This is a genomic window from Luteimonas soli (genome assembly GCF_042648865.1).
GTDB lineage: Bacteria > Pseudomonadota > Gammaproteobacteria > Xanthomonadales > Xanthomonadaceae > Luteimonas > Luteimonas soli.
In genome coordinates, this window is record NZ_JBHRYA010000001.1 from 18710 (window position 1) to 33337 (window position 14628).

Consider the following 14628-nt stretch of genomic DNA (forward strand, 5'->3'; position numbering starts at 1 on the left):
CCACCCAAGCGAGCGAGTGGAGACTTCGCATCGCCCCGGCATTGCCCCACCCGTGCCGCAGGTCTACTTCACCCCGGCATAGGCTTCGATGGCCGCAGCCCGACCGGCTGCCAGATCCACCATGGGCCTTGACGGGTAGTCCTTCGCGGCCCGGCGCGATGCATCCGGGTCCTGCCAGGGGGCGTGGCGCAGCGACGCCGGCAACGCGGCCAGCTCGGGCACCCAGCGGGCGATGTAGCGTCCTTCCGGATCGAAGCGCTGTGCCTGCAGCACCGGGTTGAACACGCGGAAGTACGGCGCGGCGTCCACGCCCGTTCCGGCGACCCACTGCCAGCCCAGGGTGTTGTTGGCCAGGTCGGCATCGACCAGGGTGTCCCAGAACCAGCGCGCGCCGTGCGACCAGTGCGCGCGCAGGTGCTTGGTCAGGAAGCTCGCCACCACCATGCGCACGCGGTTGTGCATCCAGCCGGTCGACCACAGCTCGCGCAGGCCGGCATCGACGATCGGCACGCCGGTGCGGCCGCGTTGCCAGGCGTGCAGCGCGTCGGCGGACAGGTCGCGCCACTTGAAATCGTCGAAACGCGGATTGAAGTTGCGCTCCGGCGTGTGCGGGAAGTGGTGCAGGACGTGGTGCGCGAATTCCCGCCAGCCCAGTTCGCGGACGAACGCATCCCGATCATCTCCCGGCCCTGCCGCATCGTCGAGCGCGTGCACGATCCGCCACGGCGGGATTTCACCGAAGTGCAGGTGCGGCGACATCCGCGAAGTGCCTTGCATGTCGGGCCTGTCCCGCGCCGAGCCGTAGTCGCGCAAGGCCCGTTGCGTGAACTGCTGCAGCGCGGCGTGCGCGCCGGCTTCGCCGGGCGTCCATTGCATCCAGAAGCCGGTATCCCAATCCGGGCGTGGCGCCAGTCCGAGCGCCTCCAGGGCGACGCCCGCCGGAGCGGCATCGCACGACGGCAGCGCCTCCGGCGCCGGCGCCGTGGCCTGCAGTCGCCATTGCTTCAGCGCCGTTCGCCAGAACGGCGTGAACACCCGGTACGGGTCGCCGGTTTTCGTTTCCAGCTGCCACGGCTCGAACAGCAGGCTGCCGTTGAAGCTCTCCGCGCGCACGCCGAGCGTGCGCAGGGCGCGCTTGATGCGGGTGTCGCGCTCCTCGACGGCCGGTTCGTAGCGCCGGTTCCAGAACACCGCTTCGGCACCGGTGGCTGCGACCAGTTCGTGCAGGACTTCACTGCTGGTTCCGGTGAACAGGCGCAGCCGTGAACCGCGACCGCGCAGGTCGGCGTCCAGCGCCCGCAGCGAACGCTGGCGCCAGGCGTCGGACGCGGCGCCCGGCGCCCAGTCGCCTTCCTCGCCGGGTGCGTGGATGTAGACCGGGACCGGCGTCAGCCCTGCGCGCAGCGCCGCCTGCAGCGCGGGATTGTCGTCCAGCCGCAGGTCATTGCGAAACCAGAGGATGGCGGTCGGCATCGTGGTCGTGCGCCTGTGTGCGATGAAGGGATGGACCATGCGATTGCGACGGAGGGGGCACGCTTGCGTCCTGCCGCACGAACGCCAGGATCGCCGGCAGTGCCGACGGCGCGCGTCGCGGGTCGTACAGGCCGGCCAGCGGCGTGCTGTGCGTGCCTTCCGGAAGCAGGACCAGTCTGGTGTCGACGCCATGCGCGCGCAAGCTGCGTGCGAGTTGGACGCTGTCCGCGCTTTCCACCGTGCTGTCGCGCAGGCCGTGGATCAGCAGGAACGGCGGCTCGTCGCCATCGACGAAGTTCACCGGCTGCGCGCGTGGCCACTGCCCCGGATCTCCGAAGATCGGCCGCAGCTTGCCGGTGATCTCGAAATCGTAGGGGCCGGACATGCCGATGACGCCGGCCAGGCCGGACGATGCGATGCCGCGCCTGCCAAGGTAGCGACCATCGGTGGCAAGCAGCGCGGCGATGTGCGCTCCGGCGGAATGGCCGGCGAGGAACAGCCGCTGGGGATCGCCGCCCCATCGCGCAGCGTGCCCATCGGCCCAGGCCACGGCGCGCGCGGCGTCGTCCATGAACTCGGGAAAGCCGGCGCGCGGCCAGGTGCGGTAGTCCGCGACGATGGCCAGGATGCCGTGTTGCGCAAGGCGCTGGCCGACGAAACGGTACTGGGCGCGTTCGCCGCGCTGCCAGGCGCCGCCGTAGAAGAATACGACGACCGGCGCACCGCCGTCGGAAGCCGCGCGCGTGAGCGTCGGGCGCGGCCGGTAGATGTCCAGCGACAACCCGAGCTCGGGCGCATACGCGACGGTCGCCTCGGGCGGCGGCAGGCTGCGATTGACGAACCGGAACAGCAGGCTTTCACAGCCGGTGCACAGCAGCAACGACAGCGGCAGCGCCAACCGGATGATCCGGCGTGCGGGCGTTCGAAGGGGATGCGACGAGCGAGTCATGCGGCAGTCCGGTTGCGCTGTCTGCGACAGCGGACATACGCAGCCGGCGCCGTTCCGGATGCAGGCTTGCATCCGCGACCACGCCCGCACCGTATGTCGATGGGAGTTGAAGCGGGGTCCAGCATGCGCCAGTCAGGCCAGTCGAAGCGGTCCCGGCCGATCCGGACAGGATCGCGATGCACCGCGATCCTGTTGGCGATCACGCTGTTGCCATTTGCATCCGCGAGCGCCGCCGATCGTTATGAAGGGCTGGCCTACGCCAGCGACAGCGGCGAACTGGCGTACCGCGAAACGCACTGGCGCTATCGCGACCAGGGCCGACCTGCGCGCCTGGTGCTGTACCGCTGTCCGGACGGCACGCCGTTCGCGCGCAAGCACCTGCACGGTGCGGCGGACGCGATCGCGCCGCGATTTGCCTTCGTCGATGCGCGCGACGGCTATCGCGAAGGCCTGCGCGATGGCAATGGAGATGGCGCGCGCCGGGAGGTCTACTGGCAGCCGCGACGGCAGGCGAAGGCGCAGGCGCGCACGCTCGAGATCGGCGCCAACGTGGTCGCCGATGCGGGTTTCGACGCGCTGGTGCGCGCGCGCTGGGACGAACTCCATGCAGGCATGCCGGTCGAGGCCGCCTTCCTCGTCCCCAGTCGCCTGGACACCGTCGAAGTCAGCATCCGCAAGGTCGACGCCGCCGCCGACCCGGGCCAGCTGCACCTGCGCATGAAGCTGGACGCCTGGTATGGCTTTGCCGCGCCGCGGATCGATCTCGTCTATCGCGGCAGCGATCGCCGCTTGCTGCGGTTCGAGGGCATCGGCACCATTCGCGACGACCGCGGTCGCCATCGGCACGTGCGGATCGAGTTCCCGCCACGACTGCGGGTCGACGAAGTGGCGCGCGCGCAGGTCGATGCGGCTGCCGCGCTGCCCCTGTCGCGGGGTTGTGATGATTGAGGCCATGGACGCCGCGGGGATCGACGGGCCGGCGCGCGCAAACGCGGCCGGTGCGGGCGGATGGGAGCGCCGGCGCCGCAGGCTGACCTCCGGATCGCGCCCATCGCGTACCATGCGCGCTGGATCGAGGCGCGACCCGCCTGCCCGCGACGCCGGGCGCGGCCAGGGGCGTCGCATGACGGAGCACCGCGTGATCGAATCGAGTCCGGGTGGCAGCGAGGTTTCGGGTGGCAGGATCGACGACCTGCTGGCCCGGACGGCCGGCGGCGACCGCGATGCCTTCGAAGCGCTCTACCACGACACCTGCGGCAAGCTGTTCGGCATCTGCCTGAAGGTGCTGGCCGATCGTGCCGAAGCCGAGGACGTGCTGCAGGAGGTGTATGTCACCGTCTGGAACAAGGCCGCGCAGTTCGACGCCGGCCGCGCCCGCGCGCTGACATGGCTGGGATCGATCGCCCGCAACCGCGCGATCGATCGCCTGCGCGCACTGCCGGCGCCGGCCACGCGCGCGGCCATCGACGTTGCCGAAACCGTTCGCGACCCGTCGCCATCGCCCGCCGCGCAGGCGGATGCGACGACCGAGCGCGTGCGCCTCGACGACTGCCTCGACCAGCTTGAACCGCGCCGTCGCAGCCTGATCCGCACGGCCTTCTTCGACGGTGCGACGTACGAGGAACTGGCGACGCGTTCGGGTTCGCCGCTGGGCTCGGTCAAGAGCTGGATCCGGCGCGGGTTGATGCAGCTCAAGGCGTGCCTGGAGCAATGAACACGTCCAGCGACCACTTCGGCATGGACCCCGGCGACGACGGATCCGGACAGATCCCGCCGAGCGACGACATCCGCGCGGGCGAGTACGTGCTGGGCGTTCTGGACGCCGGACAGCGCCGGCAGGCGCAGGCGCGCATCGTGGCCGAGCCGACTTTCGCGCGATTGGTCGATGCCTGGAACGCACGCCTGGCCGCGTGGTTGCCGGAGTTCGAGTCGGTCGCTCCGCCCGCGCACGTGTGGCCGCGCATCCGCAGCCGGCTGGGCTGGTCGCCGGTGCAGCGCGCGCGTCCCGGCATCTGGAACAGCGCCGCGTTCTGGCGCGTCGCCACCGGCCTGGCCGTCGCCGCCGGCGTTGCGGCGTTGGCGATCGGCCTGCGCGTGCAGCCGCCGCCTGCGCCGGCACCGGTGGTCGTCGTGCAACCGCCACCGGCCGCCGAAGAAGCCGCCGCCAGGCCGGTCACGGTGCTGGCCCGCGACGACGGCAGCACCGGCTGGCTGGCGTCGATCGACGCCGCCGACGGCAAGCTGCTGATGGTGCCGGTACCGACGCCCGCCAATGCCAGCGGCCTGGTCCACGAGCTGTGGATCATCCCGGCCGGCCAGGCCCCGCTGTCGCTGGGCTTCGTCTCCAACGACAAGGCGCACACGGTGACCGTTCCGGCCGCGCTGCGCCGGGCGCTTGCGGTCGGCTCGACGCTCGCGATCACCCTGGAACCGCAGGCCGGCATGCCGCATGCGGCGCCGAGCGGGCCGATCGTGGCCAAGGGCGGCATCCAGCACATCTGACCTCGGCGGTGCATCCATTCGTGGACCGGTTCCGTATAGCGGATATCGATCGTCACCACGGACAGACGCATGGCCAACCAGCTCCCGGAGAATGTCGCGTCGCGCGCCGCCATCGCGGCTCCCGCCGGCAAGCGCGCGCCTCGCCGGTTCGCGACCGTGCGCGGCTGGATCGACACCCAGGCCGCGCACGACACAGCCACCGATCCGGCCAGCGCCGACCGGATCGACTGGCTGCGCGCGTCGCCGTTCGTGGCGATGCACCTGGCGTGCATCGGCGTGCTGTGGGTGGGGGTGTCGCCGGTGGCGCTGGCGGTGGCCGCGGGCCTGTATGCGATCCGCATGTTCGCGCTCACCGCGTTCTACCACCGCTACTTTTCGCATCGCACGTTCAAGACCTCGCGCGTGGTCCAGTTCGTGTTCGCGGTCATCGGCGCGTCCTGCGTGCAGCGCGGGCCGCTGTGGTGGGCGGCGCACCACCGCAGCCACCACCGCCACGCCGATACCTCGCTCGATCCGCATTCGCCGACGCTGCGCGGCTTTCTCTGGAGCCATGCAGGATGGTTCCTGACGCCGCGCGGCTTCAGGACCGACTGGTCGCGGATCCCCGACCTGGCCCGGTATCCCGAACTGCGCTGGCTGGATCGCTACGACACGCTGGTCCCGGTCGCGCTCGCCTGCGCGCTGTATGGGTTGGGCGCATTGCTCCAGCAGGTCGCGCCGCAGCTCGGCACCAGCGGCGGGCAGATGCTGGTGTGGGGATTCTTCGTGTCCACCGTGGTGCTGTTCCACGCCACGGTCACCATCAACTCGCTGGCCCATCGCTTCGGCCGGCGCCGCTTCGACACCGATGACGACAGCCGCAACAACCTGTGGCTGGCGCTGATCACCTTCGGCGAGGGCTGGCACAACAACCACCACTTCTTCCCGGGAACCGCGCGCCAGGGCTTTCGCTGGTGGGAGATCGACCTGACCTGGTACGCGCTGAAGGCGATGGCGGCACTGGGGCTGGTGCACGGGCTGAAGCCGATCCCGGCGTGGGTGGCGGCCAGGGCGCGGGGCTGACATGCGCATCGCGGTCGTGGGCTCCGGCATTTCCGGCCTGGCGTCGGCCTGGCTGCTGTCGCGGCGCCACGAGGTGGTGCTGTTCGAGCGCAACGATTACCTGGGCGGGCACACGCACACGCACGACATCGACCTGCACGGACGCCGGTTTGCCGTGGACACCGGCTTCATCGTGCACAACCCGGTGCACTACCCGCTGCTGACGCGACTGTTCGATGAACTCGGCGTCGCCTCGAGGCCGACCACCATGGGTTTCTCGGTGCACAACGCGGGCACCGGCCTGGAGTACAACGCGACCTCGCTCGACGCGCTGTTCTGCCAGCGCCGCAACCTGGTTTCGCCGCGTTTCCTCGGGATGCTGCGCGACCTGCTGCGCTTCTACCGCATCGCGCCGCGACTGCTGCGCGGCGATGGGCCGGGGGCGAGCCTGGGCGACTATCTTGCCGAGCACCGCTTCGGCGATGCCTTCCGCGACGAGCACCTGGTGCCGATGGCGTCGGCGCTGTGGTCGTCGCCGGCGACGCGGATCCTGTCGTTCCCGGCGCGCTACCTGGTGCAGTTCATGGCCAACCACCACATGCTGCAGGTCGCCGGGCGACCCGGGTGGCGGGTGGTGCGCGGCGGCTCGCGCAGCTATGTCGACGCGCTGCGGGCGCGCTGGCAGGTCGCGGTGCGGCTGTGCACGCCGGTGCAGTCCGTGCGGCGCGACGCCACGGGCGTGGAGATCCAAACCGCGACCGGCTGCGAACGCTTCGATCAGGTCGTGCTCGCCTGCCACGGCGACCAGGCGCTGGCGCTGCTGGCCGATGCGGACGAACGCGAGCATGCGGTGCTGGGTGCGATGTCCTTCCAGGACAACGACACGATCCTGCATACCGATGCCAGCGTGCTGCCTTGCCGGCGCAAGGCATGGGCAGCGTGGAACGCGTACGTCCCGCGCGATCCGGCGCAGGGCTGCACGGTCAGCTACTGCATGAACCTGTTGCAGCATCTCGATGCGCCGGAAACACTGGTGGTCACGCTCAACCGTGGCGACGCCATCGATCCGCGGCGGGTGCTGCGCCGGCTGCGCTACCGGCATCCGGTGTACACGGCCGCCGCGGTGGCGGCGCAGGCGCGCAAGGCGGAGATCCAGGGGCAGCGGAATACCTGGTTCGCGGGCGCGTACTGGGGCTGGGGGTTCCACGAGGACGGCATGCGCAGCGCGGTCGAGGTCGCAACAAAGCTGGGCGTGCGCTGGCAGGCAGAGCCCATCCCCGAATCGGCACCGGGCGTCCTTGCCAGGCCAGGATGGTCGCCGGCATGAGCGACGGTGGATCCCGCACTCGAACCCTGGCCAGCGCGGTCTACGAAGGCGGCGTGCGCCATCGCCGGCACGCGCCGCGGCCGCATGCGTTCCGGTACCGGATGGCGCAGCTGTACCTGGACCTGGACGAAGTCGACCAGGTGTTCGCCAGGCGCTGGCTGTGGTCGGCCAGCGGGCGCAATCTGGCCGAGTTCCGCCGCTCCGACTACCTGGGGCCGGCCGCGAAGCCGCTGGCCCAGGCGGTGCGCGATCGCGTGTACGCGGCAACCGGCGTGGCGACGAACGGGCCGGTCCGGCTGCTGACCCACCTGCGCTATTTCGGCTACGTGTTCAATCCGGTCAGCTTCTACTTCTGCCATGCGGCCGACGGCAGCACCCTGCAGCACGTGGTCGCCGAGATCACCAACACGCCGTGGCGGGAGCGCCATGCGTACGTGCTGCCGGTCGAGGGCGCACAGCGGCGCGGCCGCGCGTGGCACTGGGATTTCGCCAAGGCATTCCACGTTTCGCCGTTCCTGCCGATGGATCGCCAGTACCACTGGAGCGTCACCGCGCCCGGCGATGACCTGCGCATCCACATGGACGTGCTGCGCGAGGGCGTGCGCGAGTTCGACGCAACGCTGGCGCTGCAGCGACGCCCACTCGACGCGCGCTCGCTGGCGCGCGTGCTGTGGCGCTATCCGCTGATGACCGCGCAGGTGATCGCCGGCATCCACTGGCAGGCGCTGCGGCTGTGGCGGCTGCGCACGCCCGTTCACGCGCACCCGGGCCATCACCTGCAGGAGAAGTCATGAACCGTATTGCCAGCGATGTCCGCCGAGTCCCGGCCGCGTTTGGCGCGCTGGACCGGCTGTTGCGCGCGCGCCTGCTGGCGCAGATGGCGACCCTGGGTGGCGGCGCGTTGCGGATCCACGATGCGATGGGCGTGATCGACATCGCGCAGGCCGATGCGCGGCAACCGCCGCTGGAGATTCGGGTGAGCGATCCCGCGTTCTATCGTTCTGTCGCCGCCTTTGGCAGCGTCGGTGCCGCCGAGGCCTACATGGACGGGCACTGGACGTGCGAGGCCGCCGGATCGAGTCCGGGGCAGGCCCTGGTCGAACTGGTGCGCCTGCTGGTCCGCAACCGCGACCTGCTCGACGCCATGGAAACCGGAGTCGCGCGCGCCGGCGGCCTGGCGCTGCGCGGCCTGCATGCGTTGCGTCGCAACACCCGCGCGGGTTCGCGGCGCAACATCGCGGCGCACTACGATCTCGGCAATGCGTTCTTCCGCCTGTTCCTCTCCGACGACCTGATGTATTCCTCGGCCCTGTACGCGGGCGACGCGGATACGCTCGAGCAGGCTTCGGCGCGCAAGCTCGAGCGCATCTGCCGCAAGCTGCGGCTGCGTCCCGGCGACCGGGTGGTGGAGATCGGCACCGGCTGGGGCGGTTTTGCCGTGCACGCGGCGAAGCATCACGAATGCCATGTCACCACCACCACCATTTCGCGCGAGCAGCACGCGCTGGCCAGCGCGCGCATCGCCGCGGCCGGCCTGCAGGACCGGGTGACGCTGCTGCGCGCGGACTATCGCGACCTGCATGGGCAATACGACAAGCTGGTGTCGATCGAGATGGTCGAGGCGATCGGTGCGCGCTATCTCGACACCTACTTCGCCAAACTCGGTGCGCTGCTCAAGCCGGACGGCCTGGCGCTGGTGCAGGCCATCACCATCGAGGACCACCGCTACGCGCGCGCGCTGCGCACGGTGGACTTCATCAAGCGGCACGTGTTCCCGGGCTCGTTCATTCCCTCGGTCGCGGCGATGGTCGCGGCCAAGGCGCGCAGCAGCGACCTGGCGCTGGTGCACCTGGAAGACTTCGGTTCGTCGTATGCGCGCACGCTGCAGGCATGGCGACGACGGTTCCTCGCGCAGCTGCCGCAGGTGCGCGCGCAGGGCCACGACGAACGCTTCATCCGCATGTGGGAGTTCTACCTGGCCTATTGCGAAGGCGGTTTTCGCGAACGCTCGATCGGCGTGGCGCAGATGCTGTTCGCGAAACCTGGCTGCCGCGACGCCGAATTCGTCGCCGGCCTCGACCGGATCGAGGCCTGACATGCGCTTCTGGGCCAATCTCGTCGGCTATCAGCTGGTCTGGTTCGCGGTGGTGATCGCGGCGGCGCAGCAGCGGCCGTGGCTGGCGGTCGCCGCGGCGCTGGCGTTCACGGGCGCGCAGTGGCGGGCCTCGCGCGAGCGCGCGAGCGATGCGCGGCTGGTCGTCTGCGCGGTTGCGCTGGGCATCGTGTTCGATGGTGCGCTCGCGGGCAGCGGCTGGCTGCGCTACGCATCGGCCTTGCCGGCAGTGCTTGCGCCGGTCTGGATCCTGGCGCTGTGGGCGGCGTTCGCGATGACCCTGAACCACTCGCTGGCGCTGCTGCAAAGGCGCACGTGGCTGGCGACGGCGCTGGGCGCAATCGGTGGCCCGCTGGCCTATCTCGGCGCGGCGCGCGGCTTCGATGCGGTTGAATTCGTCGCGCCGGGCTGGCGCGCGGTGGCTGCGCTGGCGCTGGGCTGGGGCATCGCGATGCCGCTGTTGGCATGGCTGGCGCAACGATGGGGCGATGCGCCGCGCGTTGCCGCTTCCGCGGAGCCGGAGCCGTGAGCGCGCTGCAGATGCTGGGCCTGGTGTGGCTGCTCGCAGCGGCCGCCCAGACTGGCGGCTGGGCCTGGCAGCGGCGTCGGCGCAATGCCGGCATCGTCGACGTGCTGTGGTCGACCGGCGTGGGGCTTGCCGCTGTCGTGCTTGCCTTGCTCGGCGACGGCGCGCCGCTGCCACGGATCACGCTGGCGCTGCTTGGCGGCGCCTGGGGGCTGCGCCTGGCCTGGCACCTGTGGCGGCGCGTGCGCGGCGAACCCGAAGACGGGCGCTATGCGAACCTGCGCAAGCGCTGGGGCGAGGACCAGCGCAAGTGGTTCGCCTTCTTCCAGTTCCAGGCGCTGCTGGTGGTGCTGTTCTCGCTGCCGTTCCTGGCGGTGGTGCGCAATCCGGTTGCCGGAGTCACGCCGTGGCTGCTCGCCGGTGTCGCGGTCTGGATCGCGAGCGTGGCCGGCGAGGCGATCGCCGATGCGCAGCTGGCGCGTTTCCGCGCCGATGCCGGCCATCGTGGCCGTACCTGCCGCGCCGGCCTCTGGCGGTACTCGCGCCATCCCAACTACTTCTTCGAATGGCTGCACTGGTTCGCCTACGTGCTGCTCGCGGTCGGCTCGCCGTGGTGGTGGCTGGCGTGGGCCGGCCCGCTGGTGATGTTCGTCTTTCTGCGCTGGATCAGCGGCATTCCCTACACCGAGGCACAGGCGCTGCGCACGCGCGGCGACGACTACAGCCAGTACCAGCGCACGACGCCGATGCTGTTCCCCTGGTTTCCGAAACGCGATGTTGCAAGGAGCAAGTCATGAGCACTGCCACGACCGCAATCGAAGTGGCGCACGACGCGCCGGCCGCCGGCCTGCTGGGCCTAGCCGAACGCGGCCAGCTGCCCGATGTTCTGGTGCGAATGGGCATTCGCCGGCTGTGCGCGCAGCGCCTGCGCGAGGCGCGCGCGAGCGGAGCCGGAGCGCAGGAGTCAGGATTCCAGCAGCAACTCGCGCTGTTGCGCGAGAGCCCGCTGGCGATCCACGCCGATGCCGCAAACCGCCAGCACTATGAATTGCCGCCGGGATTCTTCCAGCGCTGCCTCGGCCCGCGGCTGAAATACTCGTCGTGCTACTACGCCACCGGCACGGAAAGCCTCGCCGCCGCCGAGGAAGCGATGCTGGCGCTGTACGAACAACGCGCGGAACTGGCCGACGGGCAGGACATCCTCGAACTGGGCTGCGGCTGGGGCTCGCTGACCCTGTGGATGGCCGAGCGCTATCCGGCCGCGCGCATCACCGCGGTTTCCAACTCGCGGTCGCAACGCGAGTTCATCGAGGGTCGCTGCCGCGGGCGCGGATTCGGCAACGTCCGCGTGCTGACCTGCGACGTCAACCGGCTCGAACTGGACGGGGCGCAGTTCGACCGCTGCGTTTCGATCGAGATGTTCGAGCACATGCGCAACTACGACGCGCTGCTGCAACGCATCGGCGGCTGGCTGCGCCCGGACGGCAAGCTGTTCGTGCACATCTTCTGCCACCGCACGCTGCTGTACCCGTTCCAGGCCGACGGCGACGACAACTGGATGGGCCGGCACTTCTTCACCGGCGGGCTGATGCCGTCGGCCGACACGCTGCTGTGGTTCCAGCGCCACCTGCGGCTGGAGCAGCGCTGGCTGGTCGATGGCCGCCACTACCAGCGCACCGCCGAACACTGGCTGCAGGCGCAGGACCGGCATCGCGACGCGCTCGTGCCGATCCTGCAGCAGGCCTACGGCGAAGCGGCCGGCCTGTGGTTCCAGCGCTGGCGGATGTTCTGGATGGCGTGCGCGGAACTGTTCGGCTACGCCGACGGCAGCGAGTGGATGGTGGCGCACTACCGCTTCTGCCGGGCGCATTGACATGTCCGGCTCATCGCACATCGCCAAAGTCTTCGTTGCCGGGCTGTTCGGGCTGCTCGCCGGCTGCGCCCATGCGCCGACGACGATCGCGCCGGTCGACCACGTCGACCTGGCGCGTTTCATGGGCGACTGGTACGTGATCGCCAACATCCCGACGCGTCCGGAGCGGGATGCCTACAACGCCGTGGAATCCTATGCGTTGCGGCCCGACGGCAACATCCAGACCACGTTCCGGTTCCGCAAGGGCGGGTTCGACGCGCCGCTCAAGACCATGCGCCCGGTGGGCCACGTGCGCCCCGACACCGGCAACGCGGTGTGGGGAATGCAGTTCGTGTGGCCGATCAAGGCCGAGTACGTGATCGTGTACGTGGATCCGGGCTACGCCCTGACCATCATCGGTCGCAGCGCGCGCGATCATGCGTGGGTCATGGCGCGCACGCCGACGATCCCGGATGCCGATTACGACGCCGCACTGGCGCGCCTGCGGACCTTGGGATATTCACTCGCAGACCTGCGCAAGGTGCCGCAGCGCTGGCCGGAACCGTCCGGGCCCCGTCCGCCGATCGGAGACTGACGCGAACCGCCATGCAGCATCCGCCGAAACCACCGTGGAAGAAGCCCAAACCGCCCTCGGCGCGGCCCGGCATGCAGCTGACGCCGGCGCAGAAGGAGGCCGCCAGACAGCGCGCCGAAGAAGCTGGCCGGCGCTACCCGAACCTGGTCGACAACATGTGGGCGGCGCGCCTGCGCAAAGATTGATCATCGGCGCAGGACAGGTGCGCCTCCGGCCGACGACCGGATCACTTCAATGGGCCAGCGATGACCAGCGCCTGCACCGGGTAACCGCGCTGCGCGGCACGCGCCTTGATCTGTTCGAACAATGCGGGATCCATTGCCGGCGTGCGCGAGAGGATCCACATGTATTTCCGGCTCGGCCCGCCGACCACGGCCCACTGGTAATCCGGATCCAGTTCGACGACCCAGTAGTCCGCCCAGACCCACGGCAGCCAGCGCAGCCAGTCCGGGGCGAAGCGGACTTCCAGCGCACCCGGCCGCCCCTCGACCGGGCGCGCGACGCCGATCGATTCATCCTGTGTGCCGTCCTTCGTGCGGCAGGCATTGCGCACCCGGATCGTGCCGTCGGGCTGCGGCGTGTAGGTCGCCGTGATCGAATCCCGGCATTGGCGCTGGAAGAACATCGGCAGGTGCGCGATCTCGTGCCAGGTGCCGCTGTAGCGGGCCAGGTCGAGTGCATCCACCGGCTGGTTCGACAGCGCGGCCCCCAGGCCGATCGTCATCAGGATCGAAAGCATGTCGGTGCCTCAATGTGCTGGCCGGCACAATGCCCGAGTTCGCGTGACCGAACAGTGAGAACGCGGCACGCGCGCGCTGTCCTGGCCCGGCCGAAGGGAGATTGCGGAAGCGGCGATTCGGCGACTCAGCGCCCTGCCGGAATCAAGCACCGCGTGCGTCGTGGATCGCCGCGATCCGCGCCCGGCGGAAGGCCTCGCCGAGGGCCGCGCCCTGCAGGCCTTCGCGCGCGACATCCGCGCCGCGGATCGCCTGCGCGGCGGCGTGCAGGCGCAGCAGCTCCGCGCGCTGCGGGTAGGGCTCGTCCTGCAGTCCGGCGCGACCGCGCTTGTCGGCTTCGCACGCGATGGCCAGCTTCGCGATGCGCTCGGGTTTGCGGAAACCGTCGCAGCGGGCAAGCAGGTCGTGCACGGTGTCGTCGCGCAGTTCGAACAGGCGGTGGACGTTGAGGTGTTCGCGGCAGGCCATCAGCGCGAGTTCGCGATGCGCGACGGGGACTTTCAGCCGTTCGCACAGGGCGCGCAGCGGGGCGAGTCCGCGCCGTTCGTGCATGACGTGGCGCGGCAGCTCTTCTTCCGGCGTGAGCGCCTTGCCGAGGTCGTGGGTGAGCGCGGCGAAGCCGATCGCGGTATCGCCGGGCGCGAGCTGCGCGGCCATGTCGCAAACCAGCTCGACGTGCACGCCGGTGTCGACTTCCGGATGGTATTCGGCGCGCTGCGGCACGCCGTACAGCGCATCGACTTCAGGCAGCACCGCGGCCAGGGCGCCGCAGTCGTGCAGGGTACGGAGGAAGGCGGACGGCTGCTTCGCGGCCAGCGCCTTCGACAGTTCCTGCCACACGCGTTCGGGCACCAGTTCGTCGAGTTCGCCCGAGGCTGACATCTCGCGCATCAGTGCCATGGTTTCCGGCGCGACCGTGAAGCCCAGCGCGGCGAAGCGCGCCATGAAGCGCGCCGCGCGCAGCACCCGCAGCGGGTCTTCGGCAAAGGCCGGGCCGACGTGGCGCAGCACGCGCGCCTCGATGTCGCGCGCGCCGCCGAACGGGTCGACCAGGTTGCCGCCGGCGTCCTGGGCGATGGCATTGATGGTGAAGTCGCGGCGGCCGAGGTCTTCTTCCAGCGTCACCGACGGATCGGCGTCGACGACGAAGCCGCGATGGCCGCGGCCGGACTTGCGCTCGGTGCGGGCCAGCGCATGTTCCTCGTTCGTCTGCGGGTGCAGGAACACGGGGAAGTCGCGGCCGACCGGCTTGAAGCCGGCGGCGAGCATGGCGTCCGGGGTTTCACCGACGACGACGAAATCGCGGTCGCCGGGTTCAATGCCGAGCAGCCGGTCGCGGACGGCGCCGCCGACGAGGTAGGTGTCCATGCCGCGATGATGCCTGATCGCGCTGCAGGCCAGACCGGGAATCCGCCGCAGGTCGGGGCTACGCCCCCGACGCCACGAATCCGGGAATCGCGCCTGAAGCCGTCGGGGATGTAACCCCGACCTACGGCTTTTCGTGGCAGCGGCC

At 70.2% G+C, this 14628-nt stretch carries 16 protein-coding genes; 12 read left to right on the top strand and 4 right to left on the bottom strand.

Features of this window, described 5'->3' with window-relative positions; genetic code table 11:
- Positions 1-63: 63 nt before the first annotated feature.
- Both ACFONC_RS00080 and ACFONC_RS00085 read right to left on the bottom strand, forming a co-directional pair.
- Positions 64-1473 carry a cryptochrome/photolyase family protein gene (locus ACFONC_RS00080; RefSeq protein WP_386741475.1) on the bottom strand — a complete coding sequence of 470 codons (1410 nt, stop codon included), beginning with the start codon at positions 1471-1473 and terminating at the stop codon, positions 64-66.
- Positions 1442-2422 carry an alpha/beta hydrolase gene (locus ACFONC_RS00085; RefSeq protein WP_386741476.1) on the bottom strand — a complete coding sequence of 327 codons (981 nt, stop codon included), beginning with the start codon at positions 2420-2422 and terminating at the stop codon, positions 1442-1444. The genes ACFONC_RS00080 and ACFONC_RS00085 overlap by 32 nt, the downstream gene beginning before the upstream one ends.
- Before the next feature lie 207 nt (positions 2423-2629).
- Here ACFONC_RS00085 and ACFONC_RS00090 point away from each other — a divergent pair, with 207 nt between their 5' ends.
- The 12 genes from ACFONC_RS00090 (at position 2630) to ACFONC_RS00145 (ending at position 12563) form a co-directional block, all read left to right on the top strand.
- Positions 2630-3370, top strand: coding sequence for a hypothetical protein (locus tag ACFONC_RS00090; protein WP_386741477.1), 741 nt, complete (start codon positions 2630-2632; stop codon positions 3368-3370).
- A gap of 193 nt (positions 3371-3563) precedes the next feature.
- Positions 3564-4136 carry a sigma-70 family RNA polymerase sigma factor gene (locus ACFONC_RS00095; RefSeq protein ID WP_386742171.1) on the top strand — a complete coding sequence of 191 codons (573 nt, stop codon included), beginning with the start codon at positions 3564-3566 and terminating at the stop codon, positions 4134-4136.
- Positions 4133-4924, top strand: a complete 792-nt coding sequence (locus ACFONC_RS00100; protein ID WP_386741479.1) for an anti-sigma factor — start codon at positions 4133-4135, stop codon at positions 4922-4924. The genes ACFONC_RS00095 and ACFONC_RS00100 overlap by 4 nt, the downstream gene beginning before the upstream one ends.
- Before the next feature lie 69 nt (positions 4925-4993).
- On the top strand, positions 4994-5986 hold the full coding sequence (locus tag ACFONC_RS00105; RefSeq protein ID WP_386741481.1) for an acyl-CoA desaturase: 993 nt from the start codon (positions 4994-4996) through the stop codon (positions 5984-5986).
- Between the two features lies 1 nt (position 5987).
- Positions 5988-7292, top strand: a complete 1305-nt coding sequence (locus tag ACFONC_RS00110) for an NAD(P)/FAD-dependent oxidoreductase (protein ID WP_386741483.1) — start codon at positions 5988-5990, stop codon at positions 7290-7292.
- A complete protein-coding gene (locus ACFONC_RS00115; protein WP_386741484.1) occupies positions 7289-8086 on the top strand; it encodes a DUF1365 domain-containing protein in 798 nt (265 codons plus the stop codon). The genes ACFONC_RS00110 and ACFONC_RS00115 overlap by 4 nt, the downstream gene beginning before the upstream one ends.
- The gene (locus tag ACFONC_RS00120) at positions 8083-9387 is read left to right on the top strand and encodes a class I SAM-dependent methyltransferase (protein WP_386741486.1); all 1305 of its coding nucleotides are present in this window, start codon (positions 8083-8085) and stop codon (positions 9385-9387) included. Before ACFONC_RS00115 ends, ACFONC_RS00120 begins: the two co-directional genes overlap by 4 nt.
- A 1-nt stretch (position 9388) precedes the next feature.
- Entirely contained in the window at positions 9389-9934 is a 546-nt protein-coding gene (locus ACFONC_RS00125; RefSeq protein ID WP_386741487.1) for a DUF2878 domain-containing protein, read from the top strand.
- Positions 9935-9945: 11 nt separating this feature from the next.
- The gene (locus ACFONC_RS00130; protein WP_386742173.1) at positions 9946-10728 is read left to right on the top strand and encodes a DUF1295 domain-containing protein; all 783 of its coding nucleotides are present in this window, start codon (positions 9946-9948) and stop codon (positions 10726-10728) included.
- Positions 10725-11804 (top strand): SAM-dependent methyltransferase, encoded by a 1080-nt coding sequence (locus tag ACFONC_RS00135; protein WP_386741488.1) that lies wholly within the window; start codon positions 10725-10727, stop codon positions 11802-11804. Before ACFONC_RS00130 ends, ACFONC_RS00135 begins: the two co-directional genes overlap by 4 nt.
- A 1-nt stretch (position 11805) precedes the next feature.
- Positions 11806-12378: a lipocalin family protein gene (locus ACFONC_RS00140; RefSeq protein WP_386741489.1), complete on the top strand. Its 573-nt coding sequence runs from the start codon at positions 11806-11808 to the stop codon at positions 12376-12378.
- Between the two features lie 11 nt (positions 12379-12389).
- Positions 12390-12563 (top strand): hypothetical protein, encoded by a 174-nt coding sequence (locus ACFONC_RS00145; RefSeq protein ID WP_386741490.1) that lies wholly within the window; start codon positions 12390-12392, stop codon positions 12561-12563.
- 41 nt (positions 12564-12604) lie between these two features.
- On the opposite strand, the gene ACFONC_RS00150 is transcribed toward ACFONC_RS00145, so the two are convergent.
- Positions 12605-13117, bottom strand: a complete 513-nt coding sequence (locus ACFONC_RS00150; RefSeq protein WP_386741492.1) for a lipocalin family protein — start codon at positions 13115-13117, stop codon at positions 12605-12607.
- A gap of 142 nt (positions 13118-13259) precedes the next feature.
- On the bottom strand, positions 13260-14483 hold the full coding sequence (locus tag ACFONC_RS00155; RefSeq protein WP_386741494.1) for a multifunctional CCA addition/repair protein: 1224 nt from the start codon (positions 14481-14483) through the stop codon (positions 13260-13262).
- Positions 14484-14628 lie beyond the last annotated feature (145 nt).